Origin of the sequence: Lysinibacillus sp. FSL W8-0992, assembly GCF_038008685.1 — a bacterium.
In the GTDB taxonomy this organism is placed as follows: Bacteria; Bacillota; Bacilli; order Bacillales_A; family Planococcaceae; genus Lysinibacillus.
The window spans coordinates 751,364-777,606 of sequence record NZ_JBBOZQ010000001.1; the positions used below are offsets into that span (position 1 = coordinate 751,364).

General features: G+C 36.6%; 26 protein-coding genes. 23 read left to right on the forward strand and 3 right to left on the reverse strand.

The annotated features are described in order from the left end of the window. Positions 1 to 15: 15 nt before the first annotated feature. The 6 genes from mnmG (at position 16) to NSQ74_RS03540 (ending at position 6,490) form a co-directional block, all read left to right on the forward strand. Positions 16 to 1,911, forward strand: a complete 1,896-nt coding sequence (mnmG, locus tag NSQ74_RS03515; RefSeq protein ID WP_340821522.1) for a tRNA uridine-5-carboxymethylaminomethyl(34) synthesis enzyme MnmG — start codon at positions 16 to 18, stop codon at positions 1,909 to 1,911. Positions 1,912 to 2,063: 152 nt separating this feature from the next. Continuing rightward, entirely contained in the window at positions 2,064 to 2,780 is a 717-nt protein-coding gene (gene rsmG, locus NSQ74_RS03520; RefSeq protein WP_340821525.1) for a 16S rRNA (guanine(527)-N(7))-methyltransferase RsmG, read from the forward strand. 180 nt (positions 2,781 to 2,960) lie between these two features. Continuing rightward, positions 2,961 to 3,860: a nucleoid occlusion protein gene (gene noc / locus NSQ74_RS03525; RefSeq protein ID WP_340821526.1), complete on the forward strand. Its 900-nt coding sequence runs from the start codon at positions 2,961 to 2,963 to the stop codon at positions 3,858 to 3,860. A 233-nt stretch (positions 3,861 to 4,093) separates the two neighbouring features. Beyond that, positions 4,094 to 4,855, forward strand: a complete 762-nt coding sequence (locus NSQ74_RS03530; protein WP_173479136.1) for a ParA family protein — start codon at positions 4,094 to 4,096, stop codon at positions 4,853 to 4,855. After that, positions 4,848 to 5,699 (forward strand): ParB/RepB/Spo0J family partition protein, encoded by an 852-nt coding sequence (locus tag NSQ74_RS03535; RefSeq protein ID WP_340821530.1) that lies wholly within the window; start codon positions 4,848 to 4,850, stop codon positions 5,697 to 5,699. The genes NSQ74_RS03530 and NSQ74_RS03535 overlap by 8 nt, the downstream gene beginning before the upstream one ends. A 74-nt stretch (positions 5,700 to 5,773) precedes the next feature. Further along, positions 5,774 to 6,490: a DUF554 domain-containing protein gene (locus NSQ74_RS03540; RefSeq protein ID WP_340821531.1), complete on the forward strand. Its 717-nt coding sequence runs from the start codon at positions 5,774 to 5,776 to the stop codon at positions 6,488 to 6,490. Here NSQ74_RS03540 and yyaC read toward each other — a convergent pair. Next, entirely contained in the window at positions 6,407 to 7,039 is a 633-nt protein-coding gene (yyaC, locus tag NSQ74_RS03545) for a spore protease YyaC (RefSeq protein WP_340821533.1), read from the reverse strand. The two genes, NSQ74_RS03540 and yyaC, sit on opposite strands and share 84 nt — an antisense overlap. Before the next feature lie 93 nt (positions 7,040 to 7,132). Here yyaC and NSQ74_RS03550 point away from each other — a divergent pair, with 93 nt between their 5' ends. The 4 genes from NSQ74_RS03550 (at position 7,133) to NSQ74_RS03565 (ending at position 11,038) form a co-directional block, all read left to right on the forward strand. After that, positions 7,133 to 8,014 carry a mechanosensitive ion channel family protein gene (locus NSQ74_RS03550; protein ID WP_340821534.1) on the forward strand — a complete coding sequence of 294 codons (882 nt, stop codon included), beginning with the start codon at positions 7,133 to 7,135 and terminating at the stop codon, positions 8,012 to 8,014. Position 8,015: 1 nt separating this feature from the next. Beyond that, a complete protein-coding gene (locus NSQ74_RS03555) occupies positions 8,016 to 8,216 on the forward strand; it encodes a DUF951 domain-containing protein (protein ID WP_340821535.1) in 201 nt (66 codons plus the stop codon). A 453-nt stretch (positions 8,217 to 8,669) separates the two neighbouring features. After that, a complete protein-coding gene (ychF, locus tag NSQ74_RS03560; RefSeq protein ID WP_340821536.1) occupies positions 8,670 to 9,770 on the forward strand; it encodes a redox-regulated ATPase YchF in 1,101 nt (366 codons plus the stop codon). A gap of 227 nt (positions 9,771 to 9,997) precedes the next feature. Continuing rightward, the gene (locus tag NSQ74_RS03565) at positions 9,998 to 11,038 is read left to right on the forward strand and encodes an acyl-CoA dehydrogenase (protein ID WP_340821537.1); all 1,041 of its coding nucleotides are present in this window, start codon (positions 9,998 to 10,000) and stop codon (positions 11,036 to 11,038) included. A gap of 11 nt (positions 11,039 to 11,049) precedes the next feature. On the opposite strand, the gene NSQ74_RS03570 is transcribed toward NSQ74_RS03565, so the two are convergent. Further along, on the reverse strand, positions 11,050 to 11,622 hold the full coding sequence (locus NSQ74_RS03570; protein ID WP_340821539.1) for a DUF3267 domain-containing protein: 573 nt from the start codon (positions 11,620 to 11,622) through the stop codon (positions 11,050 to 11,052). 179 nt (positions 11,623 to 11,801) lie between these two features. Between NSQ74_RS03570 and rpsF the strand changes: the two genes are divergently transcribed. From rpsF to NSQ74_RS03630, 12 genes are all read left to right on the forward strand, one after another. Then, positions 11,802 to 12,092, forward strand: coding sequence for a 30S ribosomal protein S6 (rpsF, locus tag NSQ74_RS03575; RefSeq protein ID WP_024364644.1), 291 nt, complete (start codon positions 11,802 to 11,804; stop codon positions 12,090 to 12,092). A 36-nt stretch (positions 12,093 to 12,128) separates the two neighbouring features. Continuing rightward, positions 12,129 to 12,701 carry a single-stranded DNA-binding protein gene (gene ssb / locus NSQ74_RS03580; protein WP_173479143.1) on the forward strand — a complete coding sequence of 191 codons (573 nt, stop codon included), beginning with the start codon at positions 12,129 to 12,131 and terminating at the stop codon, positions 12,699 to 12,701. Positions 12,702 to 12,747: 46 nt separating this feature from the next. Then, positions 12,748 to 12,984, forward strand: a complete 237-nt coding sequence (gene rpsR, locus NSQ74_RS03585) for a 30S ribosomal protein S18 (RefSeq protein WP_024364646.1) — start codon at positions 12,748 to 12,750, stop codon at positions 12,982 to 12,984. A 225-nt stretch (positions 12,985 to 13,209) separates the two neighbouring features. Beyond that, entirely contained in the window at positions 13,210 to 13,629 is a 420-nt protein-coding gene (locus tag NSQ74_RS03590) for a hypothetical protein (protein WP_340821540.1), read from the forward strand. Positions 13,630 to 13,684: 55 nt separating this feature from the next. Beyond that, a complete protein-coding gene (locus tag NSQ74_RS03595) occupies positions 13,685 to 14,620 on the forward strand; it encodes a hypothetical protein (protein WP_340821543.1) in 936 nt (311 codons plus the stop codon). After that, complete coding sequence (locus NSQ74_RS03600) at positions 14,617 to 15,903, forward strand: hypothetical protein (protein WP_340821544.1); 1,287 nt, start codon at positions 14,617 to 14,619, stop codon at positions 15,901 to 15,903. The genes NSQ74_RS03595 and NSQ74_RS03600 overlap by 4 nt, the downstream gene beginning before the upstream one ends. Beyond that, positions 15,896 to 16,585: an ABC transporter ATP-binding protein gene (locus NSQ74_RS03605; RefSeq protein WP_340821545.1), complete on the forward strand. Its 690-nt coding sequence runs from the start codon at positions 15,896 to 15,898 to the stop codon at positions 16,583 to 16,585. The genes NSQ74_RS03600 and NSQ74_RS03605 overlap by 8 nt, the downstream gene beginning before the upstream one ends. A gap of 296 nt (positions 16,586 to 16,881) precedes the next feature. Further along, positions 16,882 to 17,823 carry a YybS family protein gene (locus tag NSQ74_RS03610; RefSeq protein ID WP_340821546.1) on the forward strand — a complete coding sequence of 314 codons (942 nt, stop codon included), beginning with the start codon at positions 16,882 to 16,884 and terminating at the stop codon, positions 17,821 to 17,823. Between the two features lie 12 nt (positions 17,824 to 17,835). Beyond that, positions 17,836 to 19,809, forward strand: coding sequence for a DHH family phosphoesterase (locus NSQ74_RS03615; RefSeq protein WP_340821547.1), 1,974 nt, complete (start codon positions 17,836 to 17,838; stop codon positions 19,807 to 19,809). After that, positions 19,806 to 20,252, forward strand: coding sequence for a 50S ribosomal protein L9 (rplI, locus tag NSQ74_RS03620; protein WP_340821548.1), 447 nt, complete (start codon positions 19,806 to 19,808; stop codon positions 20,250 to 20,252). Before NSQ74_RS03615 ends, rplI begins: the two co-directional genes overlap by 4 nt. Positions 20,253 to 20,265: 13 nt before the next feature. Further along, on the forward strand, positions 20,266 to 21,627 hold the full coding sequence (gene dnaB / locus NSQ74_RS03625; RefSeq protein WP_173479150.1) for a replicative DNA helicase: 1,362 nt from the start codon (positions 20,266 to 20,268) through the stop codon (positions 21,625 to 21,627). A 188-nt stretch (positions 21,628 to 21,815) separates the two neighbouring features. After that, positions 21,816 to 23,105 (forward strand): adenylosuccinate synthase, encoded by a 1,290-nt coding sequence (locus tag NSQ74_RS03630; RefSeq protein ID WP_340821549.1) that lies wholly within the window; start codon positions 21,816 to 21,818, stop codon positions 23,103 to 23,105. Between the two features lie 241 nt (positions 23,106 to 23,346). On the opposite strand, the gene NSQ74_RS03635 is transcribed toward NSQ74_RS03630, so the two are convergent. Next, on the reverse strand, positions 23,347 to 24,159 hold the full coding sequence (locus NSQ74_RS03635; RefSeq protein ID WP_340826390.1) for a YitT family protein: 813 nt from the start codon (positions 24,157 to 24,159) through the stop codon (positions 23,347 to 23,349). A 401-nt stretch (positions 24,160 to 24,560) separates the two neighbouring features. On the opposite strand from NSQ74_RS03635, the gene NSQ74_RS03640 reads away from it, so the two are divergent. Continuing rightward, a complete protein-coding gene (locus NSQ74_RS03640; protein WP_340821550.1) occupies positions 24,561 to 26,024 on the forward strand; it encodes a M23 family metallopeptidase in 1,464 nt (487 codons plus the stop codon). Positions 26,025 to 26,243: the final 219 nt, after the last annotated feature.

A 26,243-nucleotide genomic window follows, 5' to 3' on the forward strand; every position in this document is an offset into this window, starting at 1 on the left:
AGGGAAGATACGAGCATGCCAACACAATATGAGGCAGGCACGTTTGATGTGATTGTTATTGGAGCAGGTCATGCAGGCGCAGAAGCCGCTTATGCTGCTGCTAAAATGGGCGCTAATACGCTCATGTTAACAATTAACTTAGATATGATTGCATTTATGCCATGTAACCCATCCATTGGTGGCCCTGCAAAAGGGATTGTCGTACGTGAAATTGACGCACTAGGTGGAGTCATGGGGAAAGTTATTGATAAAACGCATATTCAAATGCGTATGTTGAATACAGGGAAAGGTCCAGCTGTACGTGCTTTACGTGCCCAAGCGGACAAAGTTTTATATCAAAACGAAATGAAACGCGTGTTAGAAGAAAACGAAAACTTAACTATTCACCAAGCTATGGTGGAAGAGCTTATTATAGAAGAAGGCGAAGTAAAAGGTGTTATTACACAAATTGGTGCTATTTATCGTGCCAACGCAGTAATCGTCACAACAGGTACATTCCTACGTGGTGAAATTATTATTGGTGACATGAAATATTCAAGTGGTCCAAACAACCAACAGCCTTCAATTCGCTTAGCGGATAATTTAAAAGAATTAGGTTTTGACCTTGTACGCTTTAAAACAGGTACTCCGCCTCGTGTAAATAGCCGTACAATTGATTATTCAAAAACAGAAAAACAACCAGGTGATGATGTCCCACGTGCATTTAGTTTTGAAACAACTGAATTCATTATGGATCAACTTCCTTGTTGGTTAACATATACAAGCCCTCAAACACATGAAATTATTGAGGCTAATTTACATCTTTCACCAATGTACTCAGGTATGATTAAAGGAACTGGCCCGCGCTATTGTCCTTCAATCGAAGATAAAGTAGTGCGATTTAATGATAAGCCGCGCCACCAAATCTTTTTAGAGCCAGAAGGACGCAATACACGAGAAGTCTATGTACAAGGTTTATCGACAAGCTTACCTGAGCATGTACAACAGCGTTTGCTAAAATCAATTCCAGGTTTAGAACAAGCTGAAATGATGCGTGCAGGCTATGCTATTGAATACGATGCCATTGTTCCAACGCAATTATGGCCAACTTTAGAAACAAAACGCATTAAAGGTTTATATACAGCAGGCCAAATTAATGGAACATCTGGCTATGAAGAAGCAGCTGCTCAAGGCTTAATGGCAGGGATGAATGCTGCTGCCAATGTCCTTGGTAAAGAAGAGCTGATTTTAAGCCGTTCAGAAGCTTATATTGGTGTCTTAATCGATGATTTAGTAACGAAAGGTACGAATGAGCCTTATCGTCTCCTAACATCTCGTGCTGAATATCGTTTACTACTGCGTCATGATAATGCAGATTTACGCTTAGTAGAACATGGTTATAAAATGGGTATGTTATCAGCGCAACGTTACGAAAAGTTCATGGAGAAAAAATCATTAATTGAAAATGAAATTGCACGCCTTCGTGAAGTCATTATTAAACCGAATGAAGCAACGCAATCTGCCATTCGCTCTGTAGGTGGTAGTGAACTGAAAGATGGAATCCGTGGAGCAGATTTATTAAAACGTACGGAAATGCACTATGATTTAGTCTCTTCATTAATACCAGCTGATATTGAATTTACGGATGAAATAAAAGAGCAAATCGAAATTCAGCTAAAATATGAAGGTTATATTGAAAAGGCATTGCAACAAGTTGAAAAGCTTCATAGAATGGAAAATAAAAAAATTCCAGAAAACATTGATTATGACGCCATTTCAGGTCTTGCAACAGAAGCACGACAAAAATTAAAACAAGTAACGCCACTTTCTATTGCACAGGCGTCTCGAATTTCTGGTGTAAACCCTGCAGACATTTCGATTTTACTTGTTTACATCGAACAAGGAAAAATCGCGCGTGTAAGTGGCGAATAATAGAGGAACAGCAAAGTGAATAAGAGGCGGGCATACCATTGTGCCCGCTTCCTATTTTTAGGCTATATTATGCCTCAAGGTTGATTGCTTCCTACTAGGCATGACAATCAGCAATAGACTATACTGAGCCAATTTTTAAAAGGAGACCTTACATGAACGAACAACAATTTATTGAGGCATTGAAGGACAAGGGCATCGAGCTTTCTGAAAAGCAAGTTGCACAGTTCAAAAAGTATTTCGAACTGCTTGTCGAGTGGAATGAAAAGATGAACCTAACTGCTATCACAGATTTTGAAGGGGTCTATTTAAAACATTTCTATGATTCAATTAGTGCCTCGTTTTATTTTGATTTTACAAAGGTAACAACAGTTTGTGATGTAGGAGCAGGAGCTGGTTTCCCAAGTATTCCTATTAAAATCTGCTTCCCACATTTACAAGTAACAATTGTAGATTCTTTAAATAAACGAATTACATTTTTAAATCATTTAAGTGATGAATTACAGTTAGACCATATGAATTTTGTTCATGCACGCGCAGAGGAATTCGGTCAAAACGTAAAATATCGTGAGCAATTTGATGTTGTGACAGCCCGTGCAGTAGCTCGCTTGTCTGTACTATCAGAATTATGTGTGCCATTAGCAAAACAGGGTGGTTATTTTGTTGCATTAAAGGCTTCGGCAGGTCCTGAAGAATTAAAAGATGCAAAAAAAGCATTGAGCACTTTAGGTGTTTCACTAAAAGAAGAATATTCTTTCTCTTTACCTGTTGAAGAAAGTGAACGTACTTTATATGTTTTTGATAAAATAAAAGGAACACCAAAAAAATACCCGCGTAAACCTGGTGTACCAAATAAAACACCTATTCAATAATTAGTGTTTCATGTGAAACTTCTCAAACTGGAAAAATATTTTCTCTAGTTTGAGCATACATACTAGTTATGGATGGTTCACGCAAATGACATCTATGAACTATATACATTTTAGGAAATATAATAAATAATAATAGAATGAGACAGAGCAAGATAGTTACTTAAAGGTGGTGCCACTTGGATGAAAAGTCCTTTTTCACGTTTTTTTGGAGGCGGAAATAAAGCAGAGCCTATTGTGGAAAATGAAGTAGAACAAGCAGAGGCGGTTCGTGCAACAGAAGAGGTTATTAAGCTTCCAATCGATCAAATTGTACCAAACCGTTTTCAGCCACGTACTATTTTTGATGACGAAAAAATTGAAGAATTATCAAGAACCATTCATACTCATGGTGTAATTCAACCAATTGTTGTACGTAGCACAGCAAACAATCAATATGAAATCATTGCTGGTGAGCGTCGTTACCGAGCAATGAAAAAGCTACAATGGACGGAAGTTCCTGCGATTGTACGAAATTTAACGGATAAGGAAACAGCATCAATTGCATTAATCGAAAACCTTCAGCGTGAAGAGTTAACGGCAATTGAAGAAGCGGTTGCCTACCAAAAATTATTAGAGCTTCATGAACTAACACAAGAAGCACTGGCTCAACGTTTAGGAAAAGGACAATCCACGGTAGCCAATAAATTACGTCTATTAAAGCTTCCTGAAGAAGTACAGCAAGCTATTTTAAAGCGTCAAATTTCTGAAAGACATGCACGTGCACTAATCGCAATTAAAGACCAACCTTTGCAATTAGAAATTTTGCAAGGAGCCATTGAAAATGATTGGAATGTGCGTCAACTAGAAGAGCACATTTATACATTGCTGCATCCTGAAGTGGTGGATCAAGAAGAAGATATTCCTAAAAAGGTGAAGCCGAAAAGGAAAGCGATAAGTAAAGATGTTCGTATCGCCTTGAATACCATTAAGCAATCACTATCAATGGTGACGAAAAGTGGAATAACGGTTAAAACAGAGGAAGAAGATACGGAAGAATATTATCAAATTACAGTGAAAATACCTAAAAAGAAGAAATCTTAATGAATATTTAATTATACTAAAAAAGTAATTTGTACTGTATTATATCTTCTGTAAAGAGGAGGATCTTAGAATTATTTCTAAGATGCCTCCTTTTTTGTATATATTCTTAATATTTTATACAACTCTATTCGTTTTTTTTGATAGAATGATAATTAAGATAGCGGTATTGAACAATGATTTTACAAATGGATTTGTCAAAGCAAACTTTGATAGATGAAAGCAGGTGCTTTTAAATGGGTAGAATTATAGCAATCGCCAATCAAAAGGGTGGCGTAGGAAAAACAACGACATCGGTCAATTTGAGCGCTTGTCTGGCATACTTGGGGAAAAAAGTGCTATTAATCGATACAGATCCACAGGGCAATACAACAAGTGGACTTGGCATTAATAAAGGTGAAATACAAAGTTGTATTTATGATGTCCTAATCGATGATGAAAATGTTGAAAATGTCGTTCAACAAACAAATGTAGAAAATCTATCAATCGTTCCTGCAACCATTTCACTAGCGGGGGCAGAGATTGAATTAGTTTCAACTATTTCGCGGGAAGTACGTTTAAAGCACGCACTTCAAGATGTGAAAGAAGACTACGACTATATTATTATTGATTGTCCACCGTCACTAGGGCTTTTAACGATTAATGCATTAACTGCGTCGGACGCATTGATTATTCCTGTGCAATGCGAATATTATGCATTAGAGGGTTTAAGCCAATTATTGTCCACTGTACGTTTAGTGCAGAAGCATTTGAATCAACAGCTTTATATTGATGGTGTATTATTGACAATGCTTGATGCAAGAACCAATTTAGGTTTGCAAGTAATTGATGAAGTAAAAAAATATTTTCAAGATAAAGTATATAAAACGATCATTCCTCGTAATGTGCGATTAAGTGAGGCTCCGAGTCATGGACAGCCTATTATCATTTATGATGCAAAATCAAGAGGAGCTGAAGTTTATTTAGAGATGGCGAGGGAAGTGATTAAAAATGGCTAAAGGTTTAGGAAAAGGTATTGGTGCTCTATTTCCAGGAGAATCGTTAGAACAAAGCGGACAAGTAGAAGAAATACAACTACAGCTAATAGTCGCAAATCCATTTCAGCCTCGTAAAATATTTGATGAAGAAGCATTGCAAGAATTAGCAGATTCAATTCAAGAGCATGGTATTTTACAGCCGATTGCTGTACGAAAAAAGGCACGGAAATACGAAATTGTAGCGGGCGAACGTCGTTTTAGAGCAGCACAAATAGCTGGGCTAGACATAATACCAGCGATTGTTAAAGAGCTCACAGATTCTCAAATGATGGAACTTGCAATATTAGAAAACCTTCAGCGTGAAGATTTAACGGTTATTGAAGAGGCAGAAGCATATCAAAGTCTAATGGAAAACTTACACTTAACACAAGAGGAGCTATCCAAGCGATTAGGTAAGAGTAGACCACACATTGCCAATCACGTTCGATTGTTAGCTTTGCCAGAAGATGTTCGTGCCTTAATGAATGACGGTACATTATCAATGGGGCAAGGCCGTGCATTACTAGGATTGAAAAATAAAAGAAGAATTCCAGAAATTGCACTCAAGATTATTAAACAAGGTTTAAACGTGCGCCAAGTTGAAATTTTAGTGCAAAATTTAAATGAAGAAGTTTCACGTGAAACATCGCAGCCGAAGAAGAAGGATATTTTTGTTGTAGCAAAGGAATCTCAGTTGAGAGATTATTTTGGTACAAATGTCCAAATTAAAAAAGCAAATAATAAAGGTAAAATTGAAATCGAATTTTACTCAGAAGATGACTTAGAACGTATTTTGGAAATATTAAACATTCAAGAAGATGATTAAGGGACCATTAATGTAAATTAGAGCGCCGACATACTAGGCGCTCTCTATTTTTTAGAGAGAAAGAAGGCCTTTTAGTGGTAATTTTAGGAGCATTAATTAATGCACTACTAATAGTAGTAGGGGCATTGGTAGGGCGCATTTTCAAAAATATTCCTGAGTCGATGAAAACTTCTGTATTATCGATTATTGGCTTATCTGTCGCACTATTAGGAATAAAAATGGGCTTTGAGAGTAATAATTTTATTATTTTAGTGGTAAGTTTAGTAGTAGGAACTGTGATAGGAGAATGGTTAGATTTAGATAAGCAAATGAATCGACTTGGTCAGTGGATTGAATCGCTTTTTAGTAAAAGGCGTAATAGCGACAATCAAATTAATATTGCAGAAGGCTTTGTAACTGCTTCATTAATATTTGTTGTTGGATCAATGGCGATAATAGGTGCACTCGATAGTGGTCTTCGTCATGACCATAACGTCCTAATAACAAAAGGCATTATTGATGGATTTACATCTATTATTTTAGCGTCTACTTTAGGTATTGGCGTACTATTATCAGCCGTTCCAGTATTTGTTTATCAAGCTATTATTGCAATTTTTGCAGGTGTTATTAGTGTTTATATCCCAGATGATGCACTACAGATGTTCATTACAGAAATGACTTCTGTAGGGGGTGTTATGATTTTAGCAATAGGTTTAAATATAGCTGGCTTAACAAAGATCAAGGCTGCCAACTTGTTGCCGGGTATCGTCGTTGTCGGTATTATGGTTGCCATCATCTATCCTTTTCAGTGAGTAACGATGTGCAGCAAGCAGTAAAGCTCTTGAAAGCTTTTCAGCCATTGCGTAAGATATATGCAACCTAGTATTTTGTAAAACAAGCATTTCCATAAAGCCTCCAATATTGACGATTCCTTTAACGGAAATGTCACCGATTGGGGGCAATTCTTTTTTTACAGCTTTCCCAGGCAATATTGGTCCATCCTGCACGGCAATATGACCAACATTTTGTTCACTACCGAGACATGCATCAATCGCAATGATAAATGGTTTCGTAGTATGATGGTGTAGCTGTTGTATTGAAGTATCTAAGTTGAGGGCATGTAATGGATCTTCCAAAGTTCCTACAACTTCATAAGGAAAACTAACAGACTTTTTCAAAAAGCTACCTGTTAATGGACCGAGTGTATCGCCAGTACAACGATCACTTCCGATACAGCAAAAAACAAGACGTTCATGATGGAAAGGGATATACTCTAAAAATAATGTACTCAATTGCCAAACGGCATTTTTACTTTCATGATGAAGAGAATAGGGTAGTACTAAATTAGGTATAGTATTCATAAAAAAACTCACTTTCATTTTTATTTGTTGGAAGTGCTCAATTTTTATGCAGTATACGCAAATTTTTAACAAGTTATTCAAGAGGTGGTAATAATGGATTCAAAAACGAAATGGATACAGAAGAAATGGGATATAGTGACTTCCGAGACATTTTGGGATCAGATAATTGATGCAACATTTGAGATTACGATAATCCTTATTGCATCGTGGTTAACAGTGCGATTAGGTAAAAAATTTATCAAAAAAGTATTCCTAATACGAATGCGCTCACCATTAAATCACTCAGAGCGCCGCCAACGAACAATTGCGCGCTTACTACAAAGTATTATTTCCTATGTAGTCTATTTTTCAGCCATTATCGCGATTCTATCTTTACTCCATATTAAAGTAGCTGGTTTACTTGCAGGAGCAGGGATTGTCGGTTTAGCAATCGGTTTTGGTGCACAAAGTTTAGTGAAGGATGTCATTACAGGGTTCTTTATTATTTTTGAAGACCAATTCGGTGTAGGGGATTATATTAAAATAAATGCAGCAGAAGGAACTGTTGTAGAAATAGGATTACGTACAACAAAAATTAATGGTTCTACTGGAGAGCAATTTATTATTCCAAATGGTTCAATTGGAGAAGTGATTAATTACTCTATCAATAACTCGAAAATTTTTATAGATTTACAAATGACAACAGATGCAGACTTTGAAAAAGCGGAAGCAATTATTAAAAAGTATTTAGATACATTACCAGAAGCGCATAAAGAGCTCGTGGCAGCACCTGCCTTTTTAGGTGTGCAAAATGTAAAAGGAACTGAAGTGACGATACGTATTGTCGCGGAAACATTACCACAGCAACAATATGGTGTGGCACGAACAATTCGTCGTGATGTAACAAAACTGTTTGAGGAACATAATATTCCTATGGCGTATCCTAATATGATGTTATATGGTGGAAATGGAAAAGAAGATGGGAGTAGTGAATAATATGGAAGCGAAAAAGTTTGAACTAAATGATATTGTCGAAATGAAAAAACAGCATCCTTGTGGCACAAATGAGTGGAAAATTATTCGGATGGGTGCGGATGTGCGCATTAAATGTGAAGGGTGTCAGCACAGTGTGATGATTCCACGTCGAGAATTTGAGAAAAAAATGAAAAAGGTCCTTAAGCATGCAAGTGAAGCCTAGCTTTTTGCGTATTAGACTTTTTATGGGCGAATCAATATAATAGATAGGGTTATACAGAAATCTCTAACTTGCTTCAAAAGTCCTCAAAGGGATGAATATCAACTATGCACTTAAATTCATTGAGCATTCTAACCTCAGTTGAATCAAATTCAATACCCCTGCGAATGTCACAGATTTTCAAAAAGATTTTCGGACAGGTTCGCAAAGAAATTTGGATGCAATTACGCGGGGACGTAATTGATTGTGTGTGGTTTACTTCAATCTTACCGATTTATGGACGGCATATGGACTAAGAGCGTCACATCGGCTAAGAAGTAATGAACGAATGTTGGACTGAACAGTACTGCTTAGACGGCTTACGCAGATATGCTGTTTGAAGTAAGAATTTTAGCACCTAATAATATAGGATAAAAACAACAAATTGAACTGATCATAGAAAGGTTGTGTCCATTTATGGCATTAACAGCTGGAATCGTTGGTTTACCTAACGTTGGAAAATCAACACTATTTAACGCAATTACAAAAGCAGGCGCGTTGGCTGCAAACTATCCATTCGCAACAATCGATCCAAACGTAGGTATCGTGGAAGTACCAGATGCACGTTTAGATAAACTTACAGAATTAGTAGTACCAAAAAAGACAGTTCCAACAGCATTTGAATTTACTGATATTGCTGGTATCGTAAAAGGCGCTTCTAAAGGAGAAGGGCTAGGAAATAAATTCCTTGCACATATCCGTGAAGTTGATGCAATTTGCCAAGTAGTACGTTGCTTTGTAGACGAAAATATTACACACGTATCTGGCGCAGTAGATCCAATTGATGATATTGAAGTCATTAATTTAGAGCTTGCACTAGCTGATTTAGAATCAGTTGATAAACGTTTACAACGCGTGAGCAAAATGGCGAAGCAAAAAGATAAAGAAGCTATGGTTGAAGAACCAATTCTTCTTAAAATCAAAGCTGAATTAGAAAATGGCAGACCTGCTCGTGCAGCAGAGCTTTCAGAAGACGAGTTCAAAGTCATTAAAGGTCTTCACCTATTAACTATTAAACCAATGCTATACGTTGCAAATGTTTCAGAAGACGAAGTTGCAGATGCAGATAATAATGAATATGTTCAAAAGGTACGTGAATATGCAGCGGCTGAAGGTGCTCAAGTAATTACAATTTGTGCAAAAATCGAAGAAGAAATTTCAGAGCTTGACGATGAAGAAAAAGCGATGTTCCTAGAGGAATTAGGCATTAAAGAATCAGGCCTAGATCAACTAATCCGTACTTCTTATGATTTATTAGGTCTTGCTACTTACTTCACTGCTGGCGTACAAGAAGTACGTGCATGGACATTCCGTAAAGGCATGAAAGCACCACAATGTGCTGGTATCATTCATACTGACTTTGAGCGCGGATTCATTCGTGCAGAAACAGTTGCTTACAATGATTTAGTAGAGGCTGGCTCACAAGCTGCTGCTAAAGAAGCGGGTAAAGTACGTCTTGAAGGTAAAGAATATATTGTACAAGACGGCGATATCATGTTATTCCGCTTTAACGTCTAAATAAAATACAAACTGCTGTGCTACCCATAGGTGTGATGTTAATTACATCGTTATCGAGTGCTTTCTGCCGTACAATGTACATTTGTCTTTTCTGTGGGATTCTATGCGGTTTTTACGAAAAGTTATACAAACAAAATAGGCTTCTCCTAGCGTAGTATTTGGACGTTTGGAAAAGCCTATTTTTGGTTATATAATATCAGAATTTTCAATTTCCACAGGGGGATATTATGAACATAATAGAAATAAAAGAACGTGCATTAGAAATCGAACAGTTAGGAAAGTTGCCACAAGATATTTTAGAGGTTATTTATGAGCAACAATTGTTTAAATTGTTTATAGCAAAGGATTTAGGTGGCAAAGATTTAGATTTACTAGAAGGAATAAAAGTGTTTCAGCGTATGTCTGCTATTGATGGAAACTTCGGATGGCTTGTGACAATTGGAACAGGTGGTAATTTATTTATTCCTACGTTAAATCAAGAAATAGGAGAAAAGATTTTTTCACCAAGTGATGCTGTCATAGCGGGAAGTGGCTATCCTAATGGCACGGCCGTAAAAAAGGATGGCGGCTATACTGTAACAGGGCAATGGAAGTTTTGTAGTGGTGCTGACTATGCAACAACCTTTACAATGAATTGCTTTATTAAAGAAGATGGTATTATGACAGATAAAATCATTAGTTGTGCGGTAAGTCGTGAGCAAGTGGAAATCCTAAATGACTGGCAAGCGATGGGTTTAAAGGCTACAGCAAGCCATACTATTCGTCTTCAAGATGTATGGATACCGTTCGATAAAACATTCCAATTAGGCATTAGTAAAAATAGATTTAATAATGTAGTCCATAGTTTTCCGTTCGCTACTTTTGCAGAAGCTTCTTTTTTAAGTGTCTGTCTCGGAATTACAGAGAATTTTTTAGATGAAGCTTTTTCCTTAATGGAGCAAAAAAATAAGAAATCCTCTTATAGTGACCGTATAGGCGCAATGCAATTTTTATTTATGCAGCAAAAAAAGCGCTTTTTACAAGTTGAAGAACAATTTTACGCTATGCTAACAGACTATTGGCAAAAACATAAACTTGGGGTTGAATTGACAGAGCAAGAATTACAACAATTTACGCAAATGAGCAAGGAAAGTGCAGCTGTCTGTGTGGATATTGCAAATAATATCATTCGTAGTCTTGGAATGGACGCTATTATTGAAACAGCCACTATTAATCGAATTTGGAGAAATTTATGTACAGCTGCACAACACGGATTTTTAACACCATAGAAAAGATGTAATTACTTTTGAGATAGTTTCTTTTTCTGTGGAGAATAAACATAGAGCTTTGGTAACTGAGGATCGTCTTGTACAAGGGCGTTTTTTGGATATTTGCGTAATGCCTTATACATGGCGAAATCTCCTACTGCTCCCGCTATTAAAAAGGCACCAGCAAGTAATAAAACAGTACTGTTAAAATAAAAGCCAGCAATCGTTGGTACAATTCCAGTTGTCCAAAATGGTAATAGCAACGCTTTTTTCATTGCGTGATTAGGGAGTAGCTGGTCAGTCGTTGCATAGGCAATACCAAGCTCTAAATTAACACCGTACTTTAACGATTTGTAGGGCACACCCCCGAAAATCATAAAGCCTATTAAATGAAAAGCTTCATGCAGGACGATAAGCACAATATAAAGTATGACAAAAAGGACAAATCCGCTTAGCATGCTCCATAACGAAAATTGAAAATCTTTTAGAATAATATATTGTATGGCAATAAATAATATAGATAGACCACTAGTAATAACGACACTATCCATCATTAGCTTTTTAATATCTAATTCAATTACATTAGGTTCTTGATCTGGTAGCATAGAAATAGTTCTCCTTTATAAAATTAATTATGGTCTTTATTATATCGAATGAATTATTTGATTGCGACTTGAAAGACAGATGCCAATGTGTTACAATTCATTGATGTGAGTAATATTTATTGCTTACTCCTTGCTCCCTGTAAACAGGAGAGCCTGAGTCCATAAGGAGGTGTAAACAGATGAGAAAATACGAATTAATGTACATTGTACGTCCAAACATTGAAGACGAAGCGAAGAAAGCTTTAGTTGAACGTTTCAACGAAATCTTAACTTCTAACGGTGCTGAAGTCATCGAAGCAAAAGAGTGGGGCAAACGCCGCTTAGCTTACGAGATTCAAGACTTCCGCGAAGGTTACTACCAAATCGTAAAAGTAAACGCTCCTTCAGAAGCAATCAACGAATACACACGTCTTGCTAACATCAGCGAAGATATCATTCGTCACATTGCAGTACGTGAAGAAGCAAAATAATTTTAAACAAAATGCTGAAAAGGAGGTTGCATTCTGATGATAAATCGTGTCGTATTAGTTGGAAGACTAACAAAAGACCCTGAGCTGCGCTACACACCGAATGGTATTGCGTCTACTCGTTTTACAGTAGCTGTAAATCGTACATTCTCAAACCAACAAGGTGAAAAAGAAGCAGATTTCATTAGCTGCGTTGCTTGGCGTAAACAGGCTGAAAACTTAGCGAACTTCATGAAAAAAGGAAGTTTGATTGGAGTAGAAGGTCGTATCCAAACAGGTAGCTTTGAAGGACAAGATGGTAAGCGTGTATATACAACTGATGTTGTGGCAGATAGCGTACAGTTTTTAGAGCCTCGTAGTGGTGGAGGTGCTCCTGCATCAAACCAATACGGTGGACAATCTTACGCAAATAGCCAACCGTCATATGGCGGTGGTCAACCACAGCAACAGTATGGTGGCGCGATGCCTCAGCAAGGTTCATTTGGCGGCGGTAATTCTTATCAGCAAAATCAACCACCAATGAATCAGCCGAACTATACACGAGTAGATGAAGATCCATTTGCTAACAGCAAGGGACCAATTGAAGTATCTGAAGACGATCTTCCATTCTAATCTTCAATCTACAAAAACTATAAACTTATAAGGAGGAGACATCACTATGGCACCACGTCGCGGAGGCCGCAAACGCCGTAAAGTTTGCTATTTTACATCTAATAACATTACACATATCGACTATAAAGATGTGGATTTACTTAAAAAATTCATCTCTGAGCGCGGTAAAATCTTACCACGTCGCGTAACTGGCACTAGCGCTAAGTACCAACGTAAATTAACTTCAGCTATCAAAGTTTCTCGTATTATGGGATTACTTCCATTCGTATCTGAAGATAAATAAGATTGCTAAACACAACAAGGTTTATACCTTGTTGTGTTTTTTTTGTTTGAAAATAGAGGTTACAATTCGAGAAGCGGTAGCGGATGTACATAAATGCTTGAACAAAAATCTTAGTATAAAACTATCAAATTTTTTTAATTATGAAAATTGACAAATAAATAAATATCGATTTATTATAATGTTGAAAATTATCAAATTTATTTTGTAAATCAAGGGGTGTTTTAATTGAAAACTACAAAATGGATGTTGGTAGGTGCACTTACATTAAGTTTAAGCGGCACAATTTTATCTTCAGCAAATGCAGTAACACTAGATGACCCAACGATTTATGGTGGGTGGAGTGAAGATACGGGCTATTTTACTGTACGACAAGATAGTGATATTTCTTCATTTGCTGCTAGTAACCCGATACATAGGGCAACAAAAGATTACACTAGAAGAGGTTCAGCTGTTTATGAGCGGGTCATTGCAGACACGACATGGCCAGGTGTATACCATTATTCTAGAGCTCGTTACGAATCCGCTATTTCTGGTCGTGCAGAAGCAGATAGCGGCCGTGTATGGGGTTTTGGTACAACACAAGCAATTAGCGGTTGGCACCCTGGGGACTTAGACTGGGTTGCGAAAACTTACTATGGAAAATAACATACATGAAGAGATAATCAATTGATTATCTCTTTCTTGCAATGAAGGAATAAACATGATGAAAAAATATATAGTATCCAGCAAATTTGTGTTACTAACTGCACTATTGTTTGCTAGTGCCGCTGCCCTGCTTTATATAATGGACTCTGTTAGCTATACCAATATGATTAACAATGGCTATATCGACAAAAACGCTGTTGAATTCATTATCAATACAGAAGAGTCTTCTCTAGACATCGACTTAGAAGAGCCCTATTTGTTAATGCAATATAAACTAGATAATCCACAATTAAAATATATCTATATTAACAAATCGGTAAAGTTGCCACCTATAAACTATAAAAAACAACCACTATCAACAGACTATATAATTACAGGTACCGTTTTTCCAGAAGGTTCACTTTCAAAAAATTTGAAAAGCCTCATTATTGGCCAATTTGACACATCAGGCTCTTATTTGAATAGGGAGGCTTGGTATATATCAGAGTCTCAACAAATCAACTTACAAAATGGGACAAAGTTTATTCTCAATGTAGAAAGTGGAAATCCACATAAATTGATGCAAAAAATGTTTCCTAATACGAGTTATAAGCTTCTTGAAACCGAGGATAGAGGTACTTCCATATTGAAGTCAAATATTTTTTTGAAAGGGTTCTTACTCATTTCTTTACTGTTTGTAATCATCACTCAAGCTGTTACAGTCCATTATTCAATTCAAAGAAAAAAATCAATTGTTCAAATATTGTATTTAGCAGGCGGGAAATTGCAAATCATATTTGTTAAAGTTTTTAAATCAGAATTCATTGCGTTATTCGTGATAATGTTATTGGAATCTTTAGTATTAATAGTCGTTAACCATTTCTATGCGATTTGGGGGAATGATTGGTACTACGTATCGGTTTTCTATATGTTCATAACATTTATAGGATATTTTTTCGCCAGTCTACTTGTAACAAAGTCCTTGATTAAAAAAGGAGTAAGATCGTTTTGAATACAACTAGACTTTTATTGAAAAATAAAAAATTGTTTACGTTGTTAACTGTGCTACTTTCATTTATATTTTCTCTCGTTTTATTTGTTCTGTTAGTAAATATAAATATTTCCAAAATAGAAATACGTTCAGCAAGTAAATTTCATAACTACAACATCTATCAGATTTCGGATGATTTAATAGGTGAAAGAGAAATTGAATTTTTTAAAGATGTAAAAAACTATGATATACTCAATGATTTTAATAATCGGGTATTTAAAAATACTAAAGTGGTCTTTTATAATGCCGTATCGCAACAAATAGGCTTAAAAGAATATCCTCCTGATAAGAAGTTCTCCGCCTATTATGAATGGGGCTCTAATAATGATATATATGAGTACGAAGGTGAGTTATATCAAACCACTAAATCGATACAAGTGACTAAATCTGTATTTGATTATAATATCGTTGAACTGATGGAAGGACAGCCATTTGATGATTCCGCTTATGTCTACGTAGCAGGAAGAAAGGAAATACCTGTCATTCTTGGCTCTGACTATCGTCCATACTATAAGTTGCATGACCAATTAGAGATTCATTATTATTATGAAAAATTTATTGGGCGAGTAGTAGGCTTTGCAAAGGAAAATTCATCTATTTTCACTAACCTTGAACTGCAACAAGTACTCAATCGTTATATTCTACTGCCTTCCATGTCGCTTTCTGAACAGCCCACTAAGTTGTTACAAAAAACGGATGTAGATGAAGTATTCTTTAGGGCACTTCTTTTAAGTAAAATGGGAGGTCATTTAATGACCAACTTAAACGCGCTTGAAGTAAGAAAGGAAATTGGAGAGATAGAAAAAGCGACGAATTTCACTGATTATCAAATTATTGGTGCGAATTCGCTATCAGTTGATCTCTTATATAAAATGATTGCTGTCAATCAAACACATATTTTTACAATATCGGGTGTTGTATTTATTTTTATTTTGTGTGCCTTCTATTTGTTCGTTAAAAGCTTTATAAAAAGACAATTTGATACGTATTTAGTGTTCATTATGAGTGGGGTTGCAAATCATAAAATCAAAAAAAATATACAACTTGAATTTTCAATCCTCAATGGCATGAGTATAGGATTAGCATTGTTGTGCACCGTTCTATTCATGCAAGACATTTCGATTATATCCATTTTAATAATTGCCGGGTTCTTTGTTTGGTTGTTATTCAATGTCGTTGTTTACATGTTAGTGAATAACTTATTAGCAACAACGAATGTCATTGAAAAGTTAAAGGGTGATTAAAATTATAAACTTTATATCATTAGTTAACATAGTAAAAGCGTATAAAGAAAAAAAGATATTGACCAACATTAATTTAGAAGTTGCCGACAATCAATTCATCTCTATAAAAGGGCCAAGCGGTGTCGGTAAAAGCACGCTTCTAAATATATTAGCTGGACTTGAAAAAGCAGATAGTGGTCAGTATGTTATGGATAGTATAAAAATGCATGAGCAAAATCTTAACGAACTTTCGAATATAAGAGGCAGTCAGATCGGATACATTTCACAATACAATCCAATGATACGCAACCTCACAGTTCGAGAAAATATAGTAGCACCGTTATTATTAGGTAAATATGATAAAAAGCAAACCACGGCGTGTATTGATGAGCTGAGTGCGGATTTAAAAATTAACCATTTACTTAATAAGAAAATCGACAAGTTATCTGGAGGAGAAAGACAACGGGTAGGGGTCATTAGAGCATTAATTAAAAAGCCTAAATTGTTAATAGCAGATGAGCCTACTGGATCATTGGATGACGATACGACGATGTTAGTGTTCAACCTTTTTAAAAGGTTATGCGAGAACGAAACGACTATCGTTATGGCTACTCATAGTCACTTAAGTTCTCAGTATGTTGATAAAGAGTATGTTATGAGTTTTGAGGGGATTCTCTTGAACACCCAAAACTCTAGAGGTTGAACTGTGCGCGATCAATAGCCATTATCTTTAAAGTCACGTCTGTTATTTCGCTAGGGTTATAAAAATGAGTTCGGTATTGCGCCTGACTCATTTTTAATTTTTTCTTCATCCATTTTCTTTTTACTGATTAAAACAGTAAAATGCCATACGATTTACCTTTTTTTATTAAGAAACTTTACTTTTGACATCAATTTATCATAAAGCATACAGACGTTCTTAGCGTTTTTTGTTCAATAAGGTGAAAAAATGGTACAATAAAGTTTAGTAAGTTTGACTGACAAAAAGGAAGGTTTTCAATGCCGAATAATCAAACAAAGGCGCTTGTACAAGGCTCGATGATGGTTGCAATTTTTACAATCTTAATGATTGCTTCAGCGTATGTACCAATCATTTCTATGGTAGCCTTATTATTTACTCCATTACCGATTGCTTGGTATAGCGCAAGTTACAAGCGTTCCTCATCAATACTCGTTGCAGTTGTTGGCTGTATTTTAACAGTTTTAACGAGTGGACTATTTATGCTGCCATTTGCCTTTATTATGGCGTTGCTTGGAGTAGTCATAGGTAATGGAATTCAATTGAAGAAGAGCAAACTTTATTTATTCATGTCATCAGGTATCGCGGTACTTTTATCGTCAGCACTTGTGTATCTAGCCTATGTGCAATTAGCGGGAATTAACGTGATTGAAATGAGTTTGGATCTTGCTCGGGACAGTTATGAGCAATCCAACGAGCTTGCTAAAAGTGTAACGGGTCAAGTTGCAATTCAACCTGAACAAATGGAGGTTCTGCTTAAAACTATTGAGCTAACAATACCTTCGACGGTGACAATCTTAGCATTTTCAATAGCTTTTATTGTTATTACACTGAATTTACCAATTTTAAAACGATTAGGTATAAAAGTTCCTAAATTCTCACCGTTTGAAAATATGCGACTTCCACGTTCTGTGTTATGGTACTACATGATTATATTGTGTATTAATCTATTTTTACGTCCAGAAGCAGGCTCTATGCTAGATGTTATCGTATTAAATGTGTCTTATATTTTGTGGCTTTTATTAATCCTTCAAGGGATATCATTTATACATTATTTCATTACAACGAAAGGAATGCCGAGTGTTGTAAAATGGATCGCTACGATTTTAGCCATTCCACTTGCATCATTCATTATTTTACTCGGTATTATAGATTTAGGTTTCGACGTGCGTTCACTTGTGAAAGGGAAGACTAAGGAATAAGGGGCTGATGTAATGGGGACTTTTAGAAGACGACCAATCCGCTATCCGCTTTTTGTTCTTTCCATTTTTGGCATTGTGACGTTTATGCTTCTATGTATATGGAATATTGGGATTGGTATTGGCTATGGAATAGGCTTCGCTTTATTAATGGCCTATACATGGAAAATTGAAAAAGCTACTTTTGAAGAGACAGAAAAGCATATTGAATCCATTTCCTTCCGTATGAAAAAGGTTGGAGAAGAGGCATTACTAGAAATGCCAATTGGGATTTTGCTGGTGAATGAGGAATATGAAATAGAATGGTCCAATCCATATATGCAAAATGTGTTAGACAATGAGGCATTAGTGGGTGAGGGGATCGTTAATATATCCGACGACATCTATGTACTGATGAAGACCGAGGAGACAAAAGAAGCTACGATTACGCTGCGTGATCGGAAATATCGTGTCTTTTACAAAGAAGAAGAGCGTTTACTATACTTCTTCGATATTACTGAACAAATCGCTATTGAAAAACAATATTTCGCAGATCGCACAGTCATTGCAATTTTATTTGTTGATAACTATGATGAAATTACGCAAGCAATGGACGATCAACCACGTAGCTTAACAAATACGATGGTAACATCCATTGTCAACGACTGGGCAGCGGAGCATGGTATTTTTGTAAAACGAATTTCATCGGACCGTTTTTTAGCGGTTTTAAATGAGTCCATTTTAACGGAACTAGAAAAGAAGAAATTTGCTATTTTAGATACGATCCGTGAAAAGACAGCACAAAAAAACCTTTCCTTAACGCTGAGTATTGGCGTTGGAGCAGGCTCTTCTTCATTAGTGGAACTTGGTGAGTTAGCCCAATCAAGCTTGGACCTTGTATTAGGTCGGGGTGGGGATCAGGTAGCCATCAAGCAGCCTACTGGAAAGCTTAAATTTTACGGTGGTAAAACCAACCCTGTAGAAAAACGTACTCGTGTAAGAGCGCGTGTTATCTCACATGCATTACGTGACTTAATACAAGACAGTGACCAAGTGTTTGTAATGGGACATAAAAACCCTGATATGGACTCTATAGGGGCATCTGTCGGGGTCCGCAAAATGGCACAAATGAATGATGTAAAGGGCTATGTAGTTATTAATTTTGATGAATTAAACGGTAGCGTAACACGTTTAATGCATGAAATTGAAAGTAAATCTGACTTCTATGAGCATTTCTTAACGCCAGAAGAAGTTGCAGCGAAAATGACTGAAAAATCGTTACTGATTATTGTGGATACACATAAGCCTAATTTAGTAATCGATCCATACTTATTAAAGCTTGCGGAAAAGGTAGTAGTTATCGACCATCATCGTCGTAGCGAAGACTTTATTGAAAATCCGACACTCGTTTATATGGAGCCGTATGCTTCGTCCACAGCAGAGCTTGTAACTGAATTGCTAGAGTATCAGCCAAAGCGAGCAAAAATTAATATGTTAGAGGCGACAGCATTATTAGCGGGGATTATTGTTGATACAAAAAGTTTTACACTTCGTACAGGTGCACGTACTTTTGAGGCAGCTTCATATTTACGAACAAATGGTGCCGATACAGTGTTAGTGCAGCGGTTATTAAAGGAAGACATCATTACGTACATCGAACGTTCAAGAATTGTGCAAACCGTAAAATTCGTGAAGCCTGGCGTAGCAGTAGCTGTAGGTGAAGAATCGAAAATTTATGATTCCGTATTAATCGCACAAACGGCTGATATTTTACTTACGATGAAAGACGTTAACGCATCCTTCGTCATTGCGCATCGTGCTGACGGTAAAATCGGTATTAGTGCAAGGTCGCTAGGGGAAGTAAATGTACAGCTTATCATGGAAAGGCTTGGCGGTGGCGGGCATTTAACGAATGCAGCTTGCCAAATAGAAGCACTTTCCATTGATGAAGTAAAAAAATATTTAGAAGAGGCCATATATGAGGTACTCGAAGGGAGTTCTGAATTATGAAAGTAGTATTTTTAAAAGATGTTAAAGGTAAAGGAAAAAAAGGGGAAATAAAAAATGTAGCAGATGGCTATGCACAAAACTTCCTAATTAAAAACGGCTATGCTGCAGAAGCGAATGCCCAAGCAATGAGTCAATTAGAAGGCCAAAAGAAATTAGAACAAAAAAATGCAGCAGCAGAATTAGCAGAAGCAAAAGCTTTAAAAGAAAAGCTAGAAGCATTAACTGTTGAGCTAAAAGCAAAATCAGGTGATGGCGGTCGCCTATTTGGTTCGGTTTCTACAAAACAAATTGCTGAAGCACTTCAAAAAGTACATGGCATTAAAATAGATAAACGTAAAATGACTTTACCTGAAGGAATCCGTGCACTAGGCTTTACAAATGTACCTGTAAAACTACATCACGAAGTATCAGCAACATTAAAAGTACAAGTAACGGAAGAATAAGGGGCGACTATCCATGAACGAACCGATGATAGACCGCGTTCCACCGCATAACCGGGAAGCGGAGCAATCGGTTATCGGTGCGATTTTTCTAGAACCACAGGCATTAATCACGGCATCAGAAATATTGCTAGCCGATGATTTTTACCAAAACGCACATAAGAAGATTTTTGAAACGATGCTGCGTTTAAGTGATCTAGGAAAAGCGATAGATGTTGTAACAGTTACTGAGGAATTATCAGCAAAAAAAGAGATTGAGGATGTTGGCGGGCTATCGTATTTACTAGAGCTCGCCAATGCTGTCCCTACGGCAGCAAACGTTGCTCACTATGCAAAAATCGTTGAGGAAAAAGCGCTCTTACGTCGTTTAATCCGTGTAGCTACAAAAATTGTAGAAGATGGCTACACACGTGAGGATGAGGTAGAGGCATTACTTGGCGAGGCAGAGAAGAAAATGATGGAGGTCGCCAACCGCAAAAATGCTGGCGACTTTAAACATGTAAAAGACGTTTTAGTAGAGACATTCGATAATATTGAACAGCTTCAATCACGTAAAGGTGATGTAACGGGTATTCCAACAGGATTCCGTGATTTAGACCATATTACAGCTGGCTTCCAACGCAATGACTTAATTATAGTCGCGGCACGACCTTCTGTAGGGAAAACAGCTTTTGCGCTAAATGTTGCACAGAGTGTTGCTGTACAAGCACGTGAAAATGTTGCCATCTTCTCATTAGAGATGGGTGCAGAGCAACTAATCATGCGTATGCTATGTGCGGAAGGAAATATTGATGCACAAGTTTTACGTACAGGTGCTTTAACAACCGAAGATTGGGGTAAACTAACGATGGCAATGGGAAGTTTATCGAATTCGGGTATTTTTATTGATGACACACCAGGTGTACGTATCAATGAAATTAGAGCAAAGTGTAGACGTTTAGCACAAGAGCATGGACTTGGAATGATTCTAATCGATTACTTACAGCTTATTCAAGGTAGTGGTAAGCCAGGTGAAAACCGTCAACAAGAAGTATCAGAAATCTCACGTTCGTTAAAACAATTAGCGCGTGAATTAAAGGTACCTGTTATTGCATTATCACAGTTATCACGTGGCGTTGAACAACGTCAGGATAAGCGACCAATGATGAGTGACTTACGTGAATCAGGAAGTATTGAGCAGGATGCCGATATTGTTGCCTTCTTATATCGTGATGATTATTACGATAAAGAGTCCGAGAGTAAAAATATGATTGAAATTATAATTGCTAAACAACGTAACGGTCCAACTGGAACAGTTACACTTGCTTTTAAAAAGGAATTCAATAAATTTATAAACGTGGATTGGTCACAAATGCCACCACCACCTCCACGTGATTAGTAATATTTATCTAAAATAGAGATAATATTCATACCATTCCGTCATTAAACACGAACGTTAAATCATAGTAATTGATTTTATGTTCGTGTTTTTAACTGTTTTTTGTTGACGAGTCGTTTCTATCATTGTTACAATAATTTACGGCTTGATTAATGAGATACAATACGTATCTAACGGAGGTGCTGATTATGACATCAGTTGTAGTTGTAGGAACACAGTGGGGAGACGAAGGAAAAGGTAAAATTACAGATTTTCTTTCACAAAAGGCAGATGCAATCGCTCGCTTTGCAGGTGGCGATAATGCAGGACATACCATTAAAATTGGTGGAGAAACATATAAACTCCATTTAATCCCATCAGGTATTTTCTACAAAGAAAAAACTTCTGTAATGGGAAATGGGATGGTTATTAATCCGAAGTCGCTTGTAACAGAGCTAAAAGGACTTCAAGAGCGAGGCATTAATACGGATAATCTTCGTATTTCAAATCGTGCCCATGTCATTTTGCCATATCATATTAAACAAGATATCGCAGATGAAGAAAGCCGTGGCGAAAATAAAATCGGTACAACTTGTAAAGGAATTGGTCCTTGCTATCAAGATAAAGTGGCACGTATCGGTATCCGCATGGCTGATTTATTAGATAAAGAAGTATTTGAAGAAAAACTACGTCATAATTTAGCAATTAAAAATAAATTGTTTGAGAAGTTTTATGAAGTTGAAGGTGTAACATTCGAAGATATTTTCGAAGAGTTTTATGGTTACGGACAAGAAATCGCAAAATATGTAACTGATACTTCAAAAATTTTAAATGATGTGTTAGATGAGGGTGGCAAAGTATTATTTGAAGGTGCACAAGGTATTTTACTTGATGTCGATCAAGGAACTTATCCATTTGTTACTTCTTCAAACCCTGTTGCTGGTGGTGTAGCGATTGGTGCAGGTATTGGCCCATCTAAAGTATCAAGTGTTATTGGTGTATGTAAAGCCTATACTTCACGTGTAGGAGATGGCCCGTTCCCAACTGAATTATTTGATGATGTTGGTCAACAAATCCGTGAAGTTGGTCGCGAATACGGTACAACGACTGGACGCCCTCGTCGTGTTGGCTGGTTTGATACCGTTGTAGTTCGCCATTCACGTCGTGTAAGTGGTATTACACATCTATCACTTAACTCAATTGATGTTTTATCTGGCTTAGAGACAGTAAAAATTTGTACTGCTTATAAATATAAAGATGAAACAATTACGGAGTACCCAGCGAATCTTCATATAATTGAACAATGTGAACCTATCTATGAAGAGCTACCAGGCTGGTCAGAAGATATTACAAGCTGCCGTACATTAGAAGAGCTACCAGAGAATGCACGCCGTTACGTTGAACGTGTAAGTGAATTAACGGGCATTCAAATTGCTACTTTCTCTGTCGGCCCTGGTCGTGAACAAACAAATGTGTTAGTAGATATTTGGGAAGTATAAAAAATATTAAAGACTATGGCCGTTGATTTCCGTTGCGTGCGGCGCTTTCCGCGGGCACATCGTAAGCCACAACCCTCGCTAGCGCGCGGTTTGTTGCGTCTTACGTCCTGTGCGTTCCCGCAGGAGTCGCCGCCCTCCACTCCAATCAACAAGCATTGTGTCATCGCATTGTTTCAAAAACGTAAAGTAAAAATAAAGAAAGCGCGTACCACAAATGGTACGCGCTCTTTTTCGCTCTTTTTTAGTGAATGTCCTTCTTCTTGAAGCGACCACCTTTTACTTCTGCAATATTCCCTATAGCAAGGAATGCATGGTCGTCAATTTCAGCGACAATTGATTTTAATTTTGATTCTTCTAATCGCGTAATGACTGTAAAAATAACTTTTTTGTCGTTCCCAGTATAGGCTCCTTCACCATGTAGAAAAGTAACCCCACGACCAAGCCGATCCATAATTGTTTGCCCAATTTCATCAATTTCATCGCTAATAATATAAACAGATTTTGATTCTTCCATCCCTTGTATCACAATATCTATCATTTTGTAGGCAATATAATAGGCCATGATAGAGTACATTGCCTGCTCCCACGTAAAAACAAAACCTGCAATTGTGAAAATAAGAAGGTTAAAGAACATAATAATTTCTCCGACCGAGAAGGGGGATTTTCGGTTAAATAAAATGGCTAAAATTTCAGTACCGTCTAAAGAACCACCATAACGTATAACGATACCAACACCAATGCCCAAAATAATACCACCAAATACTGTGGCGAGTAATGTGTCTGTTGTAAATGGCTGAAGATTATGTAAGAAGATTGTTGTTCCAGAGAGCACTGTAATGCCGAGCCCTGTAGAAAGTGCAAATGTTTTACCGATCTGTTTATATCCTAAAAAGATAAAAGGTAAGTTTAAAACGAAGATGAATATGCCTAGGGGTAAGCTTAATAAATGTGAGGCGATAATGGAAACACCAACGATGCCACCATCCATAATATGGTTGGGTACTAAAAATAGCTCAAGTCCTACTGCCATAATGATAGCACCTATTGCAACCATAATCGTTCTGGTGGTAATTTTCCGCACTGTATTCTTTTTTTGTTGTTTTGCTTTCGCTACCTTCAATGAGGTCTGTGAATCACTCAATTCAATCGCTCCAATCAACTAGTCTCTTACTCTATTTTATCGAAATATTTAAAAACTAAAAAGTAATAAGTTCTAAATCTGTTTTGAAATAAAAAAATAAGGATAATATTTCTTAATTTTTAAAAAAGAGGAGTTGAAATGAGTGCTGTAAATTATAGGAACTATGTAACAAGTAGTAGAGAAATAATACATTTTCATTACAAAAAGGATAAATTATTCAAACAACATTTTCTTTATGGTACATTATAGTGGTGCAAAATTCTTTGTGGGTAATTAAACCTATGTTAGGTTAAAGTTGGAAGGGGCTTTATTGAATGAGTTCGTCTTGGAATAAAAAAGAAGGAAGCAATCGATTCACCTACAATTTTTCTTCTTTTAAGAAAGTATCAATTATTGCAGTTTTAATGGCAAGTTTCGCAATAAACGTGGGCTTTACAAAAGAAAATAATCATAAAGAAGCATTAAATAAAATCTATCATGTATATGTAGATAATGAATATATGGGTGCTGTATCTGATGACAAAGCTGTTCATGAAATTATTGTTTCAAAAGAACAACAAGCAAGTAATCGGTATAAAGACTTATTAATTGATGCTAACTCAGCGGTGAAAATAATACCAGAGCAAGTGTTTAGTAATGAAACAAAGGACGCAGAAACTTTAGCGAAGCTTGAGCAATCATTAGTAGCTCAATCGCCTGCCTTTGCATTATTAGTAGATAATAAGCCAATCGCCTTTTTAAAAGATGCGGATGCCTACGAAGAAACAATTCGTATGTTAAAGCTACAATATGTTTCACAACAAGAGTTAGACTCGCTTGCTAACCAGCAATCTATAAATAATTTACCAGCTTTACAGTCTGGTGAATCACGCCTTTTAAATATTACGTTTAAACAAGGCATTTCTGGGGTAACACAAAAGGTAGCTCCAGAAGCTGTTGTATCACCTGAAGAGGCAGTTAAGTATTTAATGACAGGCTCCCTTAAGCAAGAGGAATATCAAATTCAATCAGGTGATGTATTAGGAGCAGTCGCTAAAAAACATGACTTAACAACGGCTGAATTAATTGCATTAAATCCTGGTCTTACAGTTGATACAGTATTACAAATTGGACAAGCATTAAATGTTACAGTTGCAAAACCATTTGTAGCAATAGAAGTAAAACAAGAAAAGAAAATTACAGATACAATTCCATATAAAAAAATAACTGAAGAAGATCCTACGATGTACAAAGGTGAAACAGTTGTAAAACAGCAAGGTGTTAATGGTAAAAAAGAAACTTCTTACTTAATCACTGCTGAAAATGGAACAAGAACGTCAAAAGTAGCTTTAGAAGAAAAAGTACTACAACAGCCAGTAGATCAAATTGAAGTTGTAGGAACAAAAGTTATCTCATCTCGTGGAACGGGAGAGTTTTCATGGCCAACAGTAGGGGGCTATATTTCAAGTGGAATGGGGCAACGTTGGGGTGCCAACCATCGTGGGATTGATATTGCTCGTCCTAGTAACTACAATATACTAGCTTCAGATAATGGTGTAGTTGTAGCAGCTGGTGTTTCTGGCAGCTATGGTAATCGCATTGTTATTAATCATAAAAATGGCTATACGACCCTTTATGGACATTTATCTTCTATAAAAGTTAGCGTTGGACAAGTAGTTGAAAAAGGTTCGGTTATTGGAATTATGGGCTCTACAGGAAATTCAACAGGTACACATTTACACTTTGAAGTTGAGAAAAATGGAGAGCTTGTAAATCCATTATCATATGTAGGTCAGTAATTAAATTGCTTCAGCAAACATCCTTTACTTCTATAAGTAGAGGATGCCAGAGATGCATTGAATTCAGTGGGGATTCAACCACAAGCTGTATCAAGTTAAAGGCCCTAGCGGATGTCACAGATTTTAAGAGGAGTTTTTTTAAGTAGCTCAAATCTGGATACAAATACGCTGAGGCGTAATTGATCTTTTGTAAATGGCAGTCCAAATAGTGGGCTGCCT